General features: G+C 72.7%; 18 protein-coding genes and 2 pseudogenes. 14 read left to right on the plus strand and 6 right to left on the minus strand.

The window, feature by feature from the left end; all coding sequences use genetic code 11:
* Positions 1-260 precede the first annotated feature (260 nt).
* The 8 genes and pseudogenes from LRS07_RS07010 to LRS07_RS07045 all read left to right on the plus strand — a co-directional run bounded on the left by LRS07_RS07010 (position 261) and on the right by LRS07_RS07045 (position 7,176).
* Complete coding sequence (locus LRS07_RS07010) at positions 261-743, plus strand: MSMEG_0572/Sll0783 family nitrogen starvation response protein (protein WP_260501236.1); 483 nt, start codon at positions 261-263, stop codon at positions 741-743.
* A 2-nt stretch (positions 744-745) separates the two neighbouring features.
* Positions 746-1,780, plus strand: a complete 1,035-nt coding sequence (locus tag LRS07_RS07015) for a Nit6803 family nitrilase (protein ID WP_260501237.1) — start codon at positions 746-748, stop codon at positions 1,778-1,780.
* Positions 1,743-2,837, plus strand: coding sequence for an MSMEG_0568 family radical SAM protein (locus LRS07_RS07020; RefSeq protein ID WP_260502061.1), 1,095 nt, complete (start codon positions 1,743-1,745; stop codon positions 2,835-2,837). The genes LRS07_RS07015 and LRS07_RS07020 overlap by 38 nt, the downstream gene beginning before the upstream one ends.
* Before the next feature lie 22 nt (positions 2,838-2,859).
* Positions 2,860-3,429, plus strand: coding sequence for an MSMEG_0567/Sll0786 family nitrogen starvation N-acetyltransferase (locus tag LRS07_RS07025; RefSeq protein ID WP_409450606.1), 570 nt, complete (start codon positions 2,860-2,862; stop codon positions 3,427-3,429).
* A 10-nt stretch (positions 3,430-3,439) separates the two neighbouring features.
* Positions 3,440-4,435, plus strand: coding sequence for a sll0787 family AIR synthase-like protein (locus LRS07_RS07030; RefSeq protein WP_260501239.1), 996 nt, complete (start codon positions 3,440-3,442; stop codon positions 4,433-4,435).
* Complete coding sequence (locus LRS07_RS07035) at positions 4,428-5,606, plus strand: MSMEG_0565 family glycosyltransferase (protein WP_260501240.1); 1,179 nt, start codon at positions 4,428-4,430, stop codon at positions 5,604-5,606. The genes LRS07_RS07030 and LRS07_RS07035 overlap by 8 nt, the downstream gene beginning before the upstream one ends.
* A gap of 4 nt (positions 5,607-5,610) precedes the next feature.
* Complete coding sequence (locus tag LRS07_RS07040) at positions 5,611-5,898, plus strand: MSMEG_0570 family nitrogen starvation response protein (protein ID WP_260501241.1); 288 nt, start codon at positions 5,611-5,613, stop codon at positions 5,896-5,898.
* A 2-nt stretch (positions 5,899-5,900) separates the two neighbouring features.
* Positions 5,901-7,176, plus strand: a pseudogene (locus LRS07_RS07045) (MSMEG_0569 family flavin-dependent oxidoreductase).
* Between the two features lie 17 nt (positions 7,177-7,193).
* On the opposite strand, the gene LRS07_RS07050 reads toward LRS07_RS07045, so the two are convergent.
* Complete coding sequence (locus LRS07_RS07050; RefSeq protein WP_260501242.1) at positions 7,194-7,373, minus strand: hypothetical protein; 180 nt, start codon at positions 7,371-7,373, stop codon at positions 7,194-7,196.
* Between the two features lie 202 nt (positions 7,374-7,575).
* Here LRS07_RS07050 and flhA point away from each other — a divergent pair, with 202 nt between their 5' ends.
* Positions 7,576-9,678 carry a flagellar biosynthesis protein FlhA gene (gene flhA, locus LRS07_RS07055; protein WP_260501243.1) on the plus strand — a complete coding sequence of 701 codons (2,103 nt, stop codon included), beginning with the start codon at positions 7,576-7,578 and terminating at the stop codon, positions 9,676-9,678.
* 122 nt (positions 9,679-9,800) lie between these two features.
* Entirely contained in the window at positions 9,801-10,784 is a 984-nt protein-coding gene (locus tag LRS07_RS07060) for a Bug family tripartite tricarboxylate transporter substrate binding protein (protein WP_260501244.1), read from the plus strand.
* 31 nt (positions 10,785-10,815) lie between these two features.
* Here the strand turns inward: LRS07_RS07060 and LRS07_RS07065 are convergent, their stop codons facing one another.
* The 3 genes from LRS07_RS07065 to hemP all read right to left on the minus strand — a co-directional run bounded on the left by LRS07_RS07065 (position 10,816) and on the right by hemP (position 11,790).
* Positions 10,816-11,082, minus strand: a complete 267-nt coding sequence (locus LRS07_RS07065) for a YciI family protein (protein WP_260501245.1) — start codon at positions 11,080-11,082, stop codon at positions 10,816-10,818.
* Between the two features lie 32 nt (positions 11,083-11,114).
* Positions 11,115-11,309 carry a hypothetical protein gene (locus LRS07_RS07070; protein WP_260501246.1) on the minus strand — a complete coding sequence of 65 codons (195 nt, stop codon included), beginning with the start codon at positions 11,307-11,309 and terminating at the stop codon, positions 11,115-11,117.
* Between the two features lie 268 nt (positions 11,310-11,577).
* Positions 11,578-11,790, minus strand: a complete 213-nt coding sequence (gene hemP, locus LRS07_RS07075) for a hemin uptake protein HemP (protein ID WP_260501247.1) — start codon at positions 11,788-11,790, stop codon at positions 11,578-11,580.
* A 111-nt stretch (positions 11,791-11,901) separates the two neighbouring features.
* On the opposite strand from hemP, the gene pncB reads away from it, so the two are divergent.
* Positions 11,902-13,095 carry a nicotinate phosphoribosyltransferase gene (gene pncB, locus LRS07_RS07080; RefSeq protein ID WP_260501248.1) on the plus strand — a complete coding sequence of 398 codons (1,194 nt, stop codon included), beginning with the start codon at positions 11,902-11,904 and terminating at the stop codon, positions 13,093-13,095.
* A 10-nt stretch (positions 13,096-13,105) separates the two neighbouring features.
* Positions 13,106-13,714: a hypothetical protein gene (locus LRS07_RS07085; RefSeq protein ID WP_260501249.1), complete on the plus strand. Its 609-nt coding sequence runs from the start codon at positions 13,106-13,108 to the stop codon at positions 13,712-13,714.
* Between the two features lie 17 nt (positions 13,715-13,731).
* Here LRS07_RS07085 and LRS07_RS07090 read toward each other — a convergent pair.
* Positions 13,732-14,380 (minus strand): annotated as a pseudogene (locus tag LRS07_RS07090) (PP2C family protein-serine/threonine phosphatase).
* A gap of 164 nt (positions 14,381-14,544) precedes the next feature.
* On the opposite strand from LRS07_RS07090, the gene LRS07_RS07095 reads away from it, so the two are divergent.
* Complete coding sequence (locus LRS07_RS07095; RefSeq protein WP_260501250.1) at positions 14,545-14,748, plus strand: YdcH family protein; 204 nt, start codon at positions 14,545-14,547, stop codon at positions 14,746-14,748.
* A 58-nt stretch (positions 14,749-14,806) separates the two neighbouring features.
* Positions 14,807-16,837: a DNA repair helicase YoaA gene (yoaA, locus tag LRS07_RS07100; protein WP_260501251.1), complete on the plus strand. Its 2,031-nt coding sequence runs from the start codon at positions 14,807-14,809 to the stop codon at positions 16,835-16,837.
* Here yoaA and LRS07_RS07105 read toward each other — a convergent pair.
* On the minus strand, positions 16,794-17,624 hold the full coding sequence (locus LRS07_RS07105; protein WP_409450607.1) for an outer membrane protein assembly factor BamD: 831 nt from the start codon (positions 17,622-17,624) through the stop codon (positions 16,794-16,796). The genes yoaA and LRS07_RS07105 overlap by 44 nt on opposite strands.
* Positions 17,625-17,644 lie beyond the last annotated feature (20 nt).

The following is a 17,644-nucleotide window of genomic DNA, read 5'->3' on the forward strand; positions in this document are numbered from 1 at the left end:
ACCCGACGCAGGGCCCGGGCGGCACGCCGCGGCGGTGCGGCCGGCCCATTGATCGGGTGCATTGATAGCAGGCCGGCGCCCTGCGCTGGTGCCGGTGGTGAGCCCGTGTGGTCACACCGTCGCCGGTGCGGTGCGCAGGCGTGTGGCGGGCCCGCCTCTGACAGCAGGTGGTTGATCGGCCGCTTGATCGCATCGGGCGCCGGCCGGTGGCACATGCGATGCGAGGGTGAACGGGCATCGCAACCACCCAGGAGCCCGCCATGCCCAAGGTCACCAAGCCCGCCAACCGCAAGGGAGACTTCCTCGTCGACTACGAGGAGAAGGTCTTCGAGGACGTCAAGGCCGAGCCCGGCGAGAAGGCCCTCGTCACCTTCCACACCGTGGCCTTCGAGGGTTCCATCGGCTTCGTCAACCTGCTGCAGGCCACCCGGCTGCAGCGCAAGGGGTTCGACACCTCGGTGCTGCTGTACGGCCCCGGCGTCACGCTGGGCGTGCAGCGCGGCTTCCCCACGCTGGGCGACGAGGCCTTTCCCGGCCACCAGAACTTCAACAACCAGATCACCAAGTTCATCGCCGAAGGCGGCAAGGTCTACGCCTGCCGCTTCGCGCTGCAGGCGCTGTACGGCCATGGCGAGGGATCGCTGATCGAGGGCGTCAAGCCCATCAGCCCGCTGGACGTGCTGGACATCATCCTGCTGCACCGCAAGTCCAACGCCTTCATCCTCGACACCTGGACGCTGTGACCATGCCCGCCGTGGTGCGCGCGGCCGCCGTCCAGATCGCACCCGACCTGGAGCGGCCCGAGCGCACGCTGGACCGGGTGTGCTCGGCGCTGGACGAGGCCGCCGGCCGCGGCGTGCAGCTGGCCGTCTTTCCCGAGACGGTGCTGCCCTACTACCCGTACTTCAGCTTCGTGCTGCCGCCTTGCCAGCAGGGCGCGCCGCACCTGGCGCTGTACGAGCACGCGGTGGTGGTGCCGGGTCCGGTGACGCAGGCCGTGGCTGAGCAGGCGCGCCGCCATTGCATGGTGGTGCTGCTGGGCGTCAACGAGCGCGACCACGGCAGCCTGTACAACACGCAGCTGCTGTTCGACGCCGACGGCAGCGTGAAGCTCAAGCGCCGCAAGCTCACCCCGACGTACCACGAGCGCATGGTCTGGGGGCAGGGCGACGCCGCCGGCCTGCAGGTGGTGGCCACCGCCGTCGGCCGCGTCGGCGCGCTGGCCTGCTGGGAGCACTACAACCCGCTGGCGCGTTATGCGCTGATGGCGCAGCACGAGCAGATCCACTGCGCGCAGTTCCCCGGCTCGCTGGTCGGCCAGATCTTCGCCGACCAGATGGCGGTGACCATCCGCCACCACGCGCTGGAGGCGGCCTGCTTCGTGGTCAACGCCACCGCCTGGCTGAACGAGGCGCAGGTGCGCTCGGTCACCGACGACCCGAAGCTGCAGGCGGCGCTGCGCGGCGGCTGCCACAGCGCCATCGTCTCGCCCGAGGGCCGCTACCTGGCCGAGCCGCTGACCGCGGGCGAGGGCCTGGTGGTCGCCGACCTCGACCTGGCGCTGGTCACCAAGCGCAAACGCATGATGGACTCGGTGGGCCACTACGCCCGGCCCGAGCTGCTGAGCCTGGCCATCAACCGCCGCCCGGCGCAGCCGGTGGTGCCGATGGACGGCGACCTCGCCCCCTTGCCCGTGAACAGGAGCCCCGATGAACACGCCCTCGGCCGAGACCCGCGCGTTGATGACCCAGCTGCAGTCGCACGGCCTGCGGCTGCTTGACCCCGGCGCCGGCGCGCCCAGCCGCCGTGGCGGCGCCGGCCCGTCGGACCACAAGGCGGTGACGGTGGACGGGCACACGATCATGGTGCCGGTGCACACGTCCACCGCCTGGGGCTCGCCCTTCGTCGCCGGTGCGCCGGACGCGTCGGGCCGCAGCACGCTGCAGCGTGGCGCCATCTCGATCGCGCAGATCGAGTTCCCGAAGGCGCCGCGCTTCTACGCCCTGCAGACCTTCGACGGCGTGCCCTACTCGCAGATCGCCACGCTGCACGGCGCCGACGTGCTGGCCACCACCGTGCTGCAGACCTGCATCCGCTACGAGAGCCGGCGCAAGGCCTGCCGCTTCTGCGCGCTGGGCCAGTCGCTGGCGGCCGGCCGCACCATCGCCCGCAAGACGCCGGAACAACTGGCCGAGGTGGCCCGCATGGCGGTGCTGCTCGACGGCGTGAAGCACATGGTGATGACCACCGGCACGCCCGCCGGCGACGACCGCGGTGCGGCGGTGCTGGCCGAAAGCGCCTTCGCCATCAAGGCGGCGGTGCCGCACCTGCCGCTGCAGGGCCAGTGCGAGCCGCCGGCCGACGACCGCTGGTTCGCCCGCCTGCACGCCGCCGGCATCGACACCCTCGGCCTGCACCTGGAGGCGGTGAGCGAGCGGGTGCGCCGCGAGGTGATGCCCGGCAAGGCCGAGGTGCCGGTGTCGCGCTACCTCTCGGCCTTCGAGGCGGCGGTGAAGGTCTTCGGCCGCGGCCAGGTCAGCACCTACATCCTGGCCGGGCTGGGCGACACGCGCGAGGAGATCCTGTCGATGTGCGAGACCCTCATCGGCCTGGGCGTCTACCCCTTCGTCGTGCCCTTCGTGCCGATCAGCGGCACGCCGATGGAGGACAACCCGGCGCCCGACGCGGCGTGGATGCAGTCAGTGCTGCAGCCGTTGGGTTCGATGCTGTCGGTCGCGGGGCTGCGGTCTTCTGACATCAAGGCGGGATGCGGGAAGTGCGGGGCGTGTTCTTCGCTGTCGCAGTACGAGCAGCCGGTGGCCTTGGCGGGGGCCTGAGGCGGTGTTGGCATGACCACGCATGCGCTCACCTGCCTCGAGGCGCCGGTGCTCGCCTCCTTTGCCGGGCCCGCGGCCTTCACCCCCCTGCGAATTCCGCATCCGCTGGGCCGACAGCGACTGGGAGCGGCGTGAGGCCATGGCGCTGCGGCGGGCGGTGTTCTGCTTCGAGCAGGGCGTCTTCGTCGGCGACGACCGCGACGCGATCGACGACCATGCGCAGTGCCTGGTCGCGCTGTCGATGGTCGGCGGCGCGGCCGATGCGGTGGTCGGCACGGTGCGCATCCACCGGGCCGAGCCCGGCGTGTGGTGGGGCTCCCGATTGGCGGTGCACCCGTCGTTCCGGCACCTGGGCCGCATCGGCGCCACGCTCATCAAGCTCGCCGTCAGCAGCGCCCATGCGCAGGGCTGCGGCCGCTTCCTGGCCCATGTGCAAAGCCAGAACGTGCCCATGTTCGAGCGGCTGTACTGGACCGCGTTGGAAGCGATGAACCTGCACGGCCGACCGCACCACCGCATGCAGGCCGACCTGGCGCACTACCCGCCCTGCGACCGGCCCTACGCCGGCTTCGTCACCCGCACGTCTGCCTGAGAACGCGGGCATGAACGCCAATGCGCTCTGCGAAGCCTTGCGCGCCAGCCGCGGTTTCGCCCACAAGCGGGACATCGCCGACGTCATGCGCCGGCTGTCGCCGGTGCTGCCGGGCGGCGCCACGCCGCAGGGCGTGCGGGTGGGCGACGACTGCGCCGCCATCGCCGACGGCGACGGCCACCTGCTCTTCGCCATCGAGGGCTTCGTCGAGGACTTCGTGCAGCGCGAGCCCTGGTTCGCCGGCTGGTGCGGCGTGATGGTCAACCTGAGCGACATCGCCGCCATGGGCGGCCGCCCGGTCGCGGTGGTCGATGCGCTGTGGAGCGACGGCGCGGCCCAGGGCGCACCGGTGCTCGACGGCCTGGCCGAGGCCTCGCGGCGCTACGGCGTGCCCATCGTCGGCGGGCACAGCAACCACCGCAGCCCGCGCCCGCAGCTCGCCGTCGCCGTGCTCGGCCGAGCACAGCGCCTGCTCACCAGCTTCGACGCCCGGCCGGGCGACGTGCTGCTGGCCGCCGTCGACCTGCGCGGGCGCTGGCACGACCCCTGGCCGTACTGGGACGCCGCCACCACCGCGCCGGCCGAACGCCTGCGCGGCGACCTGGCGCTGCTGCCCGCCATCGCCGAGGCCGGCCTGTGCGACGCCGCCAAGGACATCAGCATGGCCGGCGTGGTCGGCACCGCGCTGATGCTGCTGGAATGCTCCGGCGTCGGCGCCCGGCTCGACCTGTCCGAGCTGCCGCGGCCGGACGGGCTGACCCCCGACGACGAGGCCGGCTGGCTGCGCTGGCTCACCGCCTTTCCCAGCTTCGGCTTCCTGCTCAGCGTGGCGCCGTCGCGGGTGGCGGCGGTGCAGCAGCGCTTCGCCGCGCGCGGCATCGCCTGCGGCGCCATCGGCGACGTGCGGGCCGGGCCGGAGGTGAGCCTGCGGCACCGGGGCACCGAGGCCCTGCTCTGGCACCTGGTCGAGCAGCCCTTCATCACGGCGGGCGTCGGCCATGGCTGAGCCGCTGCGCATCGCGCTGCTCACCCACTCGGTGAACCCGCGTGGCGGCGTGGTGCACGTGCTGGAGCTCGGCCGGGCGCTGATGCAGCGCGGCCATGCGGTGACGGTGGTCGCCCCGGCCACCGCGGGGCAGCGGCTCTTCCGCGACACGCCCTGCCGCGTCGAGCTGGCACGCTGCCCCTCGCCGCCGGCGGACGCCAACCTGCGCTGGACCGTGCGCAGCCGCATCGATGCCGTGCGCACGCACCTGCGCGCGCTGCGGGCCGGCGAGGCGTTCGACGTCTTCCACGCCCACGACGGCATCGGCGCCAACGCCCTGGCCGACCTGGCCGAGGCCGGCGACGTTCCCGGCTACCTGCGCACCGTGCACCACGTGGACCGCTTCCCCGACGCGCAGGTGCAGGCCTGGGAGACGCGGTCCATCCGCGGCGCCGCGCGCCTGCTGGCCGTCAGCGCGGTGTGGTGCGAGCGGCTGGCCCGCGACCATGGCCGGCCCGTCGAGCAGGTGCCCAACGGCGTCGACCTGTCGCGCTTCTCGCCCCATGCCGAACCGATGGACGCCGAGCGCCTGCACGGCCTCGGCCTGGCCGGCCGGCCGCGGGTGCTGGCGGTGGGCGGCATCGAGGCGCGCAAGAACAGCCACCGCCTGCTGCAGGCCTTCGTGCGCCTGCGGCAATGGCTGCCGCAGGCGCAGCTGGTGATCGCCGGCGGGCAGAGCCTGCTGCCGCACGACGCGGAGGTGGCCGCCTTCAGCGCTGCCGCCGCCGCCGCCGGCCTGGGCATCGGCGCCGGACAGCCCGTCGTCCTCACCGGCCCGCTGCCCGACGCGGTGCTGCCCGCGCTGTACCGGTCGGCCGACGTGCTGGCCATGCCGTCGCTGCTGGAAGGCTTCGGACTGGCCGCGCTGGAGGCGCTGGCCTGCGGCACGCCGGCGGTGGTGTCGCGGCTGGCACCCTTCACCGAGCACTTCGTGCAGGACGTGGGGGAGCGGGACGTGCACTGGGCCGACCCGCTCGACATCGAATCGATCGCGCTGGCGCTGCGCCGCGGCGTGGCCGCCGGCCGCCGCCCGGTGGTGCCCGAGGTCTGCCGCCGCTTCGACTGGTCGCGCAGCGCCGAGCGCCACGAGGCGCTGTACCGGCTGCCGCTGCCCGTTCCCGCCCTGGAGTGACGCCATGCCCGAAATGCACTACCGGCTGCGCTGGCCGGACGACAGCGAGAGCCTGTGTTATTCGCCCTCGCTGGTGATCAAGGACTTCTTCGTGCCCGGCACCGCCTACCCGCTGCCGGACTTCCTGCGCCGCGTGCGCGAGGCCACGCACATCGCCAGCGAGCGGGTGCGGGCCAAGTACGGCTTCGCCTGTTCGGCCGCAGCGGGCCAGCTGCAGGCCATCGAGGACCAGGCCGATCGTTTCAGCGGCCGGCCCGACGCCCGGGTGGAAGTGTTGTCGTTCGTGGAGTAGCCATGGCGTTTGATCAGGATGTCGTCATCGTGGGCGGGGGCCAGGCCGGCCTGTCGCTGTCCTACCACCTGCAGCGGCGCGGCATCGGCCACTGCGTGTTCGAGAAGCACCAGGCGCTGCACGTCTGGCGCACCCGTCGCTGGGACAGCTTCTGCCTGGTCACGCCCAACTGGCAGTGCGCGCTGCCCGGGCACGAGTACCGGGGCGACGACCCGCACGGCTTCATGCGCAAGCCGGAGATCCTCGACTGGCTGGCCGGCTTCAAGGCCGCGGTGAACGCGCCGCTGCACGAGGGCGTGGCGGTGCAGCAGGCCACGCCGCTGGCCGGCGGCGGCTTCGAGGTCGTCACCAGCCAGGGCCGGCTGACGGCCGGGCAGGTGGTGGTGGCCTCCGGCGGCTACCACCAGCCCATCGTGCCGCGCATGGCCGAGCGCCTGCCGGCCGACCTGCTGCAACTGCACAGCGAGGAGTACCGCCAGCCGGCGGCGCTGCCCGCCGGCACGGTGCTGGTGGTGGGGGGCCGGCCAGTCCGGCGCGCAGATCGCCGAGGACCTGCACCTGGCCGGCCGCCGGGTGGTGCTGGCCGTGGGCCAGGCGCCGCGCTGCGCGCGCTTCTACCGCGGCCGCGACGTGGTCGACTGGCTGGCCGACATGGGCTACTACGACATGCCGGTGGACCAGCACCCGCTGCGCGAGGGCGTGCGCGACAACACCAACCACTACGTCACCGGCCGCGACGGCGGGCGCGACATCGACCTGCGCCGCTTCGCGGTCGAGGGCATGCGCCTGGTCGGCCCGCTGCGCGGCGTGGAGGGCACGGCGCTGCGCTTCGAGCCGACGCTGCGGGCCGCGCTGGACCAGGCGGACAGCGTCTACAACGGCATCAACGCCAGCATCGACCGCTTCATCGAACAGCGCGGCCTGGACGCGCCGCCGGGCGGCGTCTACCGGCCGGTGTGGCAGCCCGACGGCGAGACCACCGAGCTCGACCTGGTGGCCGAAGGCATCACCAGCATCGTCTGGTGCATCGGCTTCGAGCCCGACTTCCGCTGGGTGCACGCCCCGGTCTTCGACGGCCGCGGCCGGCCCCAGCACCGCCGCGGCGTGACGCCGCAGCCCGGCCTGTACTTCCTCGGCCTGCCCTGGCTGCACACCTGGGGCTCGGGCCGCTTCTCCGGCGTGTCACGCGACGCGCTGTACCTGGCGGAGCGGATCGAGGCGCACTTGGGCGCACTGGCGGCCAAGGCCGGCGGGCGGGACCACGCGGTCCCGGTCTGACCGGGATCGTTCGCCTGTCAGCCCGGCGGGTGGACGAACAGCGGCAGCAGCAGGCAGGCGATGCCCAGCAGCCCGAGCACCAGCAGGGTGGCCAGCCGAAGGGCCGGCATGCCGCCGGCGGCGAGGGTGTCGAGGGCCTGCGCGAGCAGGGTGTCGACGGTGGGGTTGAACATGGCGTCGGGCGTGTCGAGGACCATGCCGTGGTTGTACTGAGGGGCCGCCTCGCCGCCATCCCCGCGGCCGGGTGACCGGTCCGCCACCACCCCCGTGCTCCGTGCCATCCGTCACGGCCGGGCGTGGGGGTGGGGGGCGAACACCGGGCCGAAACCCCCGGCTTATCGGGCTCTAGATCCTGGGCCGCCTGCCGAGAATGGCCGGGCCCATGGTCCGTCCGTCCGCATGAACCCCGCCCTGCTGCTCCGCCTGCAAACGCTGTTCGGCCGCAACGCCGACACGGTGAAGGCCCTGCTCGCCCCGGTCTTCATCGTCATGGTGCTGGCGATGATGGTGCTGCCGCTGCCGCCCTTCGCGCTGGACCTGCTGTTCACCTTCAACATCGCGCTGGCGCTGATGGTGATGCTGGTGGCCGCGCACATGGTGCGGCCGCTGGACTTCGCGGCCTTCCCGTCGGTGCTGCTGATCACCACGCTGCTGCGCCTGAGCCTGAACGTCGCCTCCACCCGCGTGGTGCTGATGGAAGGCCACACCGGCACCGGCGCCGCCGGGCAGGTGATCGAGTCGTTCGGCCACTTCCTGATCGGCGGCAACTTCGCCGTCGGCCTGATCGTGTTCGCGGTGGTGATGGTGATCAACTTCATCGTCGTCACCAAGGGCGCGGAGCGCATCGCCGAGGTCGGCGCGCGCTTCACGCTGGACGCGATGCCCGGCAAGCAGATGGCGATCGACGCCGACCTCAACGCCGGCCTGATCGACGAGAAGGAGGCCAAGCGCCGCCGCGCCGAGGTCAGCGAGGAGGCCGAGTTCTTCGGCTCGATGGACGGTGCGTCGAAGTTCGTGCGCGGCGACGCCATCGCCGGCATGTTGATCCTCTTCATCAACATCGTCGGCGGCTTCGTCGTCGGCGTGGCGCAGCACGGCCTGTCGGCCGGCGACGCCGCCTCGAGCTACATCCTGCTGGCGGTGGGCGATGCGCTGGTGGCGCAGATCCCGGCGCTGCTCATCTCCGTCGCCGCGGCGATGGTGGTCACCCGTGTCGGCAAGGAGCACGACGTGGGCAGCCAGATCCGCAAGCAGGTCTTCGGCTCGACCCGGTCGCTGGCGGTCACCGCCGCCATCATCGGCCTGATCGGCCTGGTGCCGGGCATGCCGCACCTGGTCTTCCTCGGCCTGGCCGGCGCCATCGGCTACGGGGCCTGGAAGCTCGACAAGGCGCAGAAGGCCGAGGCCGAACGCGCCAAGCTGCCGCGCGCGCAGCAGCAGGCGGCCGACGGCGCGAACGCCAACGTCGAGGCCAGCTGGGACGACCTGGTGCCGGTGGACACGCTGGGCCTCGAGGTGGGCTACCGCCTCATCGCGCTGGTGGACAAGGCACGCTCGGGCGACCTGCTGGCGCGCATCAAGGGCGTGCGCAAGAAGTTCGCACAGGACGTCGGCTTCCTGCCGCCGCCGGTGCACATCCGCGACAACCTCGAACTCACGCCCAGCGTCTACCGGGTCATGCTGCGCGGCGCGGTGGTGGGCGAGGGCGAGGCCTTCCCCGGCATGTGGCTGGCCATCAACCCCGGCGGCGCGACGCAGAAGCTGATCGGCACCGGCACCACCGACCCCGCCTTCGGCCTGCCCGCCATCTGGATCGAGGAACGTCAGCGCGAGCAGGCGCAGATGACCGGCTACACCGTGGTCGACTGCCCTACCGTGGTCGCCACCCACCTGTCGCACCTGATGCAGGTGCACGCCGCCAAGCTGCTGGGCCGGGTGGAGACGCAGTCGCTGGTCGAGCACGTGACCAAGCTGGCGCCGAAGCTGATCGAAGACGTGATCCCGAAGATGGTCGGCATCGCCACCGTGCAGAAGGTGCTGCAGCTGCTGCTGGAAGAGGGCGTGCACATCCGCGACATGCGCTCCATCGTCGAGTGCCTGGCCGAGCACGCCGCCGTGGTCACCGAGCCGCAGGAGCTGGCGCGGCGCATCCGCGTGCACCTGGCGCCGGCCATCGTGCAGCAGATCTACGGCTCGGCGAAGGAGCTCGACGTCATCGCGCTCGAGCCCGAGCTGGAGCGGCTGGTCAACCAGGCGCTCAACTCGCCGCACGGCGCCGCGCTGGACCCCGGCGTGGCAGAGACGCTGACCCGCAGCGCCGCCGACACCGCCAAGCGCCAGGAGGACCTGGGCCTGCCGGCCTGCCTGCTGGTGCCCGACGCGCTGCGCGCGCCGATGGCGCGGCTGCTCAAGCGCGCGGCGCCGCGGCTGAAGGTGCTGGCGCACAGCGAGATCCCTGAGACGCATTCGATCCGCATCGGATCGGTCATCGGCGCGGTCTGAGGCCGGCTGAAGGCCGGCCGCCGCTTTCGCGGACGGCGAAAGGAGCCTTGGCGTCTCCACCGCTTCCGCCGGCGCGGACGGCTTCCCAGAATGGTTCGCACATCAAGACCAGGAGACAGGTCATGCGCCATTCCCCCATCGACCGCCGCCGCGCGCTGGTCGCGCTGGCCGGTTTCGCGGCCGCGCCGCGCGCCTTCGCGCAAACCGGGGCCTGGCCGTCCAAGCCGATCACGCTGCTGGTGCCGACCGCACCCGGCGGCACCACCGACATCGCCGCGCGCATGCTGGCCGATCCGCTGGGCAAGGCGCTGGGGCAGACGCTGGTGGTCGACAACCGCGGCGGCGCCAGCGGTGCGATCGCGGCGGTGGCGCTGAAGCGGGCCGAGCCGGACGGCCATGTGCTGCTGATGCAGTACTCCGGCTACCACGTCATCACGCCGCATGTCACCAAGCAGCCGCAGTGGAGGGCCGACGAACTCGCACCGGTGGCCAACGTGCTGAGCGCGCCGCAGGTGGTCGTCGCCCGCGAGGGGCTGCCGGTCAAGACCATGGCCGAGCTGGTGGCGTACGCCAAGCAGAACCCGGGCAAGCTGACCTACGCCTCGTCGGGCGCCGGTTCGCTGCAGCACGTCACCGGCGCGATGCTGGAGCAGCAGGCCGGCATCGGCCTGACGCACGTGCCCTACAAGGGCACGGGGCCGGCGCTGCAGGACCTGCTCGGCGGCCAGGTGGACATCACCTTCGGCACGCCGCCGCCGTACATGCCGCACATCGCCAGCGGCAAGCTGCGCGCGCTGGCGGTGACCGGCCGTTCGCGGCTGTCGTCGTTGCCGCAGGTGCCAACCGCGGCCGAGGCCGGCCTGCCGAAGCTGGATGCGACGTCGTGGTTCGGCGTCTTCGCGCCGGCGCGCACGCCGCCGGCATTGATCGACCGATTGAGCGCCGAGATCGCGAAGGTAATGGCGACGCCCGCCTTCCGCGACAAGGCGGCCGACCTGGGCGCCACGGCCGACTACCAGTCGCCGCGCGACTTCGCGGCGATGGTGCGCGCCGAGGACCTGCGCTGGGCGGCGGTGGTGAAGGCAGCCCGCATCGAGGCCGACTGATCCGGCGCCGGGCCGCCGGACCGTGCCGCCGTCAGGCCAGCCCTTCCTGCCACTCCTCGATGCGCCATTGGCCGACCACGCCGCCGAGCACGAAGGGGTCGCCCTGCACGAAGGCCTCGGCCTGCTCGCGGGTGGTGAAGACCGCCAGCGCACCCGTCGGCGGGTCGCCGTAGGGGCCGGCCATCAGCGCCGTGCCGCGCGCCTTGTACTCCTGAAGCCGCGCGGCATGGCCGGGAAAGTGGTCGGGCACGCGGGCCAGGCCGTCGGCCGCGAGCTCGTAGAAGAGCAGTGCTTTCATGGCCGGCGATGATGGCATCGCCGGCCCGCCGCTCACTGCTGGCCGAACAGCGAATTGGCGAACTGCTCGGCGGCCCGCTCGGGGCAGGTGAAGACGCGCATCTCCTGCCACAGCGTCGTGCCCAGTTCCTCCGCGTCGTCACGCAGCATCGGGCTGCGCTGGCCCAGCCGCTGTGCGAAGCGGTGGACCCATTCGGTGGTCGGCACGGGGGTGGTCTGGGGGGTCATGGCGTGGCTTTCTGCAGGGGGTGGGTGACGGACGAAGAGGGCGCTGATCGGATGGGTGCCATCGTAGGAAAGAAGGCCGCGCCGCATCAGGGCTTCCTCGCTGTAAGCGGTGTCAGCCGCGGCTGACTTGACTTCGTGCGGCGCTTGCCGTTGGACGGCGGGCACGGCACTGGCCGCGCCGGTGCGTGGACCGACCCCCCATCCCATGGCCGCCGAAGCGCGCCCGCGAGCCGGCGCAGGCCGCCGGCCCGATGCCCCCGACGGTCCGCTACTTGGTGAGGATGAGCTTGCCGAGCGCCGTCAGCCGCAGGCGGTAGACACTGCCGGCGTGGGCGATGTGCACCTCGCGCCCGCCGTGGAGCAGGTCGTCGCTGCGCCAGCAGGGCGGTCCCGCGTCGTCCGCGGACCGGGCGTCGGCCGGCTGCGCGGCGCCTTCCGGCCGCGATCGCACGAGGGGCGGGGTGGAGAGGCAGGGCTGCATGGCGTCCTCAAGTAAATACGAATCAGTCGCATTAAAATCGATGATGGCGTGCAGCGCAAGGGCCGTGGCGCGGCAGCGCCTCGCCGGCGGCCGGGTGCACGGGAGACGGCCATGCCGGTGATCACCAGCCTGCTGGAGACCGACCTCTACAAGTTCACGATGTGGCAGGCGATGCTGCACCGGCATCCGCAGGCGCACGCGCAGTACCGCTTCGTCTGCCGCACCCCGCCGGCGCGGCCGTTGTCCGCGTTGTGCGCCGCGGTCGACGCCGAGCTGGACGCGCTGTGCGCGCTCAGCTTCCGCGCCGACGAGCTGGCCTACCTGCGCGGCCTGCGGTACATCAAGCCGGACTTCGTCGACTTCCTGCGCATCTTCCGCTTCCAGCGCGAGTTCATCCGTGCCTGGGCCGAGGGCGACGACCTGCACATCGTGGCCGAAGGGCCGCAGGTGCACGTGATGGCCTTCGAGGTGTTCGTGCTGGCCATCGTCAACGAGCTGCACGCCCGGCCGCTGGACAGCGCCGACCTGCGGGCCGAGGGACGGCGCCGGCTGCAGGCGAAGATCCAGCGGCTGCGCGCCTTCCTCGACGAGCCGCCGCGGCGCCATCCCTTCGAGTTCTTCGATTTCGGCCTGAGGCGGCGCTTCGCCGGCGACTGGCAGCGCGAGGTGGTGTCCACGCTGGCGCAGGCGCTGCCGGCGGCGTTTCGCGGCACCTCCAACGTGCTGCTGGCGCGCGACCTCGGCCTGGTGCCCATCGGCACCATGGCGCACGAGTACCTGCAGACCTTCCAGGGCCTCGGCGTGCGGCTGCGCGACCACCAGAAGGCGGCGCTCGAGGCCTGGGTGCAGGAGTACCGCGGCGACCTCGGCACCGCACTCACCGACGTCGTCGGCATGGACGCCTTCCTGCGCGACTTCGACCTCTACTTCGCCAAGCTCTTCGACGGGCTGCGCCATGACTCGGGCGACCCGGTGGCCTGGGGCGAGAAGGCGCTGGCGCACTACGCCGCGCTGCGGCTGGACGCGCACACCAAGCGGCTGGTGTTCTCCGACGGCCTGGACGTCGAGCGCGCCATCGCGCTGTACCGCCACTTCGCCGACCGCACCCAGCTCGGCTTCGGCATCGGCACCCACCTGACGCACGACCTCGGCCCGCCGCCGCTCAACACGGTCATGAAGCTGGTGCGTCTGAACGGCCAGCCGGTGGCCAAGCTGTCCGACAGCCCGGGCAAGACCATCTGCGACGACGAGACCTTCCTGGCCTACCTGCGGCAGGTCTTCGGCGTGGCGGCGCCGGCACCGTGACAATGCCGGCATGAGCCGCCTGCGCCGCCCGACGCTGTCCTGCCTGGTCCTGACGACGGCGCTGATCGCGCCGCATGCCGCTGCGGCCGCCGACGAGGAGGCGCAGGCCCGGCGTCAGATCGACGAGCAGCGCGCCGCCATCGAGCAGCGCCACCGCGCCCGCGAGCTGGAATGCCGACAGCGCTTCGCCGTCACCGCCTGCCTGGAAGCGGCGGGCGCCGAACGCCGGCAGGCCCTGCAGCCGCTGCAGCAGCAGCGGGCGCTGCTCGACGACGCCGAACGCAAGCGCCGCGCCGCGCGGCGGCTGGAACGCATCGAGCAGCGCGGACGCGCGCAGGCCCTGGCGCCGGCCGCGGCACTGCCGGTGGAAGGCGGCGGCGCACCCGCCGCCGCCCCCGCGGCCAGCGGTCCGCTGCGCGACCTCACCGTGCGGCCGCCCCGCACGCGGCAGGCCATCCCCCCCGACGAACAGGCGGCGCAGGCGCAGGCCTTCCGCGAGCGGCAGCGTGAGGCGGAGGCGCTGCAGGCCGAGGTGCGCCGTCGGCTGGCCGAGCGCGAGGCCGAGGGCCGGTCCACGGCGCCCCTGTCGGTGCCGCCGATCCCGCCGGCGCCGCGCTGACGCGCGGCCGGTTCCCTTCAAGCCAACGCTTCGATCCGCACCAGGGCCAGCGACAGGTTGTCGCCCGCGCCGCGGCCGCGCTGGCGCGCTTTGGCCACCAGCATCTCGCTGGCCTCGCGCGGCGACAGGCTGTGCACCACCGAGCCGATCTCGTGCGGGGGTGAGGTAGTGCCACAGCCCGTCGCTGCAGGCCAGCACCGTGTCGCCGATGGCCAGCGGCGGCGTGCGCGACAGCGTCAGCGGCGGGTCCTGGTGGGTGCCCAGGCAGCCGGTGAGCAGGTGGCCCTGCGGGTGGTTCAGCGCCTCTTCTTCGTTGATGCGGCCTTCGTCGATCAGCCGCTGGACGTAGGAATGGTCGGTGGTGCGGCCGAGCAGCTCGGCGCCGCGGAAGTGGTAGATGCGCGAATCGCCGGCGTGCACCCAATCGCATTCGCGCTGCGGGCCGATCAGGAAGGCCGCGATCGTGCTGTGCGGCTCTTCCTCCGCGGTGATGGCGGTGAGCTTGATCATGAGGTGCGACTCGCGCACCAGCTGGGCCAGCAGGTCGGCGGCCTCGTCTTCGGCCGGCGCATAGCGCTCGAACACCTGGCGCGCCGTCATCACCACCTGGTCGGCGGCCTTGCGGCCGCCGCTCTTGCCGCCCATGCCGTCGGCGACCAGGCCCATCACGCAGCCCGGCACCCGGGGATGGACGAGGATCTCGACCTGGTCCTGCTGGTAGGGACGGTCGCCACGGTGCAGGCCGGTGGCCGCGCTGAGCCGATGGCCGAGGGGAGGGGAGGCATCGGGCCAATATAAACTGGCCGATTCGCTTTCCCGTGGCCCGGTTCGTGGACGATAACCTGCATTCGCCGGCCAGGCAGCTCATCGAGCTGCGCATGCGCCACGCCGAGCTGGACAGCCGCATCGACGACCTCTGCGCGCAGCCCAGCGGCGACGAGCTGCGCATGCGCCGGCTGAAGAAGGAACGGCTGCAGCTGCGCGATGCCATCGCCCGGCTCGAGGCCGACCTCGAACCCCGCCAGCCGGCGTGAGCACGCCGGGCCGCTCCCGAATGCGAACCCCGCAGCGCTGCGCGCGCAGGGTTCTCCGATGATCGCCGACCCCCTCGACCCCGGTGCGCTGCTGGCGGCGGTGCAGGCCGCCTTCGCGGAGGACGGCCCCCTCGCGCGCCACGAGGACGCCTACCGGCCGCGCGAGGCGCAACTGCGCCTGGCCGAGGCGGTGGCGCAGGCGCTGCAGGACCGTGGGGTGCTGGTGGCCGAGGCCGGCACGGGCGTCGGCAAGACCTTCGCCTACCTCGTGCCGCTGCTGCTGTCGGGCCAGCGGGCGCTGGTCAGCACCGCGACCAAGAGCCTGCAGGACCAGCTCTTCCTGCGCGACCTGCCTCGGCTGCGCGATGCGCTGCAGTTGCCCGTGACGCTGGCCCTGCTCAAGGGCCGCGCCAGCTACCTCTGCCTGCACCGGCTGACCCAGGCCCGCGAGGGCGCCACGCTGCCCGACCGCGGCGCCGTGCGCGCGCTGGCGCGCATCGAGCAGTGGTCGCAGGCCACCCGCTCCGGCGACCTGGCCGAGCTGGAGGGCCTGGACGACCGCTCGCCGCTGCTGCCGCTGGTCACCTCCACCCGCGAGAACTGCCTGGGCAGCGAATGCCCGCGCTTTCGCGACTGCCATGTCATGAAGGCGCGCCGCGACGCGCTGGCGGCCGACGTGGTGGTGGTCAACCACCACCTCTTCTTCGCCGACATCGCGCTCAAGGACAGCGGCGTGGCCGAGCTGCTGCCCACCGTCGACGCGGCGGTCTTCGACGAGGCGCACCAGCTGGCCGAGGCCGGCGTGCAGTTCCTCGGCAGCACGCTGTCCACCGGCCAGGCGGTGGACCTCGCCCGCGACCTGCTGGCCGCCGGCCTGCAGCACGCCCGCGGCCTGGCGCCGTGGAGCGACCTCGCCGCGGCCTGCGAGCGCGCCGGTCGCGAGCTGCGGCTGCACGCCGCAGGCCGCCTGGCCGACACCCGCGGCACGATCAAGCTGCGCTGGCAGGAGCGCGCCGGCTCGCCCGGCCTGCAGCAGGCACTGGCCGAGGTTGACGCCGCCTTCGCCGCCGCCGCGTCGGCCGCCGAGATGATGAGCGAGCTGGCGCCGGACTTCACCCGCCTGCAGCAGCGGGCCGCGCAACTGGCGCAGCTGGCGCGGCGCTTCACCGGTGAGGCGGCGCCGAACCGGGTGCGCTGGATCGACCTGACGCCGATGCAGGCGCGGCTGGTCGAGGCACCGCTGGACATCCGCGACGCGCTGACGCAGCAGCGGCAGTCGGGGCACAAGGCGTGGATCTTCACCTCGGCGACGCTGGGCGACGACGAGCGCCTGAGCTGGTTCAGCGACCGCGCGGGGCTGGACGATGGGGTCAAGCTGCGCGTGGGCAGCCCGTTCGACTACCCGGCGCAGGCGCGGCTGTACGTGCCGTCACGCTTCCCGAAGCCGAACGAGCCGGGCCATCCGCTGGCCGTCGCCGCGCTCGCCGCGCGCTGCGCGCTGGCCGGCGGCGGCCGCTGCTTCGTGCTGACGACCACGCTGCGCGCGCTGCAGCAGGTGGCCGGTGCGGTGCAGCAGGCGCTCGACGACGCCGGCTCGGGCATCGAGCTGCTGGTCCAGGGCGCCTCGCCCAAGCGCACGCTGCTGCAGCGCTTCGTCGCCGCGCACCAGCCGGGTGGCCCGGGGGCGGTGCTGGTCGGCTCGCAAAGTTTCTGGGAGGGCATCGACGTGCCGGGCGACGCGCTGCAGTGCGTGCTCATCGACAAGCTGCCCTTCCCGCCGCCCAACGACCCGCTGGTCGAGGCGCGCGTCAAGCAGCTGGAGGCCGAGGGCCGCAACGCCTTCAACGACTTCTTCGTCGCCGAGGCGGCGGTGTCGCTGAAGCAGGGCGCGGGCCGGCTGATCCGCCGCGAGACCGACCACGGCCTGCTGGTGGTCTGCGACCCGCGCATGGCCCAGATGGGCTATGGCCGGCGGTTGAAGGCGGCGCTGCCGCCGATGGGTCAGGTGGCCGACGAGGCGGCCGCGCTGGACTGGCTGGCCGGCCTCACCACAGCTTCCACCACGGACCCGGCGAACGCGGCCTGGTGATGTCGCCCTCGGCGTAGCGGCTGTTGGGGAAGTTGCGGTCCAGCACCCGGCGGGCGTCGTCGCGCAGCGTGTCGATGCCGAGCTGGTCGTAGCTGCGCACCATGATGGCCAGCGCCTCTTCCACCGCCGGCGACTGCTGGAACTCCAGCACCGTCTGCTGCGCGCGGTTGGCCGCCGCCAGGTAGGCGCCACGCTTGTAGTAGTAGCGGGCGACGTGCAGCTCGTAGTTGGCCAGCGCGTTGGTGATGTAGTTCATCCGCGTCTGCGCGTCCTCGGCGTAGCGCGACTGCGGGAACTGCTCGACCAGCTGCTTGAACGACTGGTAGGCGTCGCGCGAGGCCTGCTGGTCGCGCTCCGACAGGTCCTGGCTGGCGATGCGGCCGAGGAAGCCCAGGTCGTCGTTGAAGTTGATGACGCCGCGCAGGTACAGCGCGTAGTCCAGCGCCGGGCTCGACGGGTTGAGCCGGATGAAGCGGTCCAGCGTGGCCACCGCCTGCGCCTTCTCGCCGCCCTTGAACTGCGCATAGGCCAGGTCGAGGGTCGCCTGCTGGGCCAGCAGGGTGCCGGCGGCGCGCCCTTCCAGCCGCTCCAGGTCCTTGATCGCCGTCTGGTAGTTGCCGGCGAGCATCTCCTCGCGGGCGTCGCGGTAGGCCTTCTGGATGCCCGCCGGCGAGTTGTCGTCGGGCTTGGTCGTGGTGCTGCTGCAGCCGGCGACCAGCGCGACGGCGAGCAGCAGCGGGGTCGCGGACAATGCGCGCCGGCTGCGGCGCTCGATGAGGTGACTCAAGACCGCGGGCTCCTCTGAAG

The sequence above is a fragment of the Aquabacterium sp. J223 genome, from assembly GCF_024666615.1.
In the GTDB taxonomy this organism is placed as follows: Bacteria; Pseudomonadota; Gammaproteobacteria; order Burkholderiales; family Burkholderiaceae_C; genus J223.

Excerpts from the sequence above, each read along its gene's own strand:
- LRS07_RS07010 (WP_260501236.1), top strand. The coding sequence starts at position 261 with ATGCCCAAGGTCACCAAGCCCGCCAACCGCAAGGGAGACTTCCTCGTC.
- LRS07_RS07015 (WP_260501237.1), top strand. The coding sequence starts at position 746 with ATGCCCGCCGTGGTGCGCGCGGCCGCCGTCCAGATCGCACCCGACCTG.
- LRS07_RS07020 (WP_260502061.1), top strand. The coding sequence starts at position 1,743 with ATGACCCAGCTGCAGTCGCACGGCCTGCGGCTGCTTGACCCCGGCGCC.
- LRS07_RS07025 (WP_409450606.1), top strand. The coding sequence starts at position 2,860 with ATGCGCTCACCTGCCTCGAGGCGCCGGTGCTCGCCTCCTTTGCCGGGC.
- LRS07_RS07030 (WP_260501239.1), top strand. The coding sequence starts at position 3,440 with ATGAACGCCAATGCGCTCTGCGAAGCCTTGCGCGCCAGCCGCGGTTTC.
- LRS07_RS07035 (WP_260501240.1), top strand. The coding sequence starts at position 4,428 with ATGGCTGAGCCGCTGCGCATCGCGCTGCTCACCCACTCGGTGAACCCG.
- LRS07_RS07040 (WP_260501241.1), top strand. The coding sequence starts at position 5,611 with ATGCCCGAAATGCACTACCGGCTGCGCTGGCCGGACGACAGCGAGAGC.
- LRS07_RS07050 (WP_260501242.1), bottom strand. The coding sequence starts at position 7,373 with ATGGTCCTCGACACGCCCGACGCCATGTTCAACCCCACCGTCGACACC.
- flhA (WP_260501243.1), top strand. The coding sequence starts at position 7,576 with ATGAACCCCGCCCTGCTGCTCCGCCTGCAAACGCTGTTCGGCCGCAAC.
- LRS07_RS07060 (WP_260501244.1), top strand. The coding sequence starts at position 9,801 with ATGCGCCATTCCCCCATCGACCGCCGCCGCGCGCTGGTCGCGCTGGCC.
- LRS07_RS07065 (WP_260501245.1), bottom strand. The coding sequence starts at position 11,082 with ATGAAAGCACTGCTCTTCTACGAGCTCGCGGCCGACGGCCTGGCCCGC.
- LRS07_RS07070 (WP_260501246.1), bottom strand. The coding sequence starts at position 11,309 with ATGACCCCCCAGACCACCCCCGTGCCGACCACCGAATGGGTCCACCGC.
- hemP (WP_260501247.1), bottom strand. The coding sequence starts at position 11,790 with ATGCAGCCCTGCCTCTCCACCCCGCCCCTCGTGCGATCGCGGCCGGAA.
- pncB (WP_260501248.1), top strand. The coding sequence starts at position 11,902 with ATGCCGGTGATCACCAGCCTGCTGGAGACCGACCTCTACAAGTTCACG.
- LRS07_RS07085 (WP_260501249.1), top strand. The coding sequence starts at position 13,106 with ATGAGCCGCCTGCGCCGCCCGACGCTGTCCTGCCTGGTCCTGACGACG.
- yoaA (WP_260501251.1), top strand. The coding sequence starts at position 14,807 with ATGATCGCCGACCCCCTCGACCCCGGTGCGCTGCTGGCGGCGGTGCAG.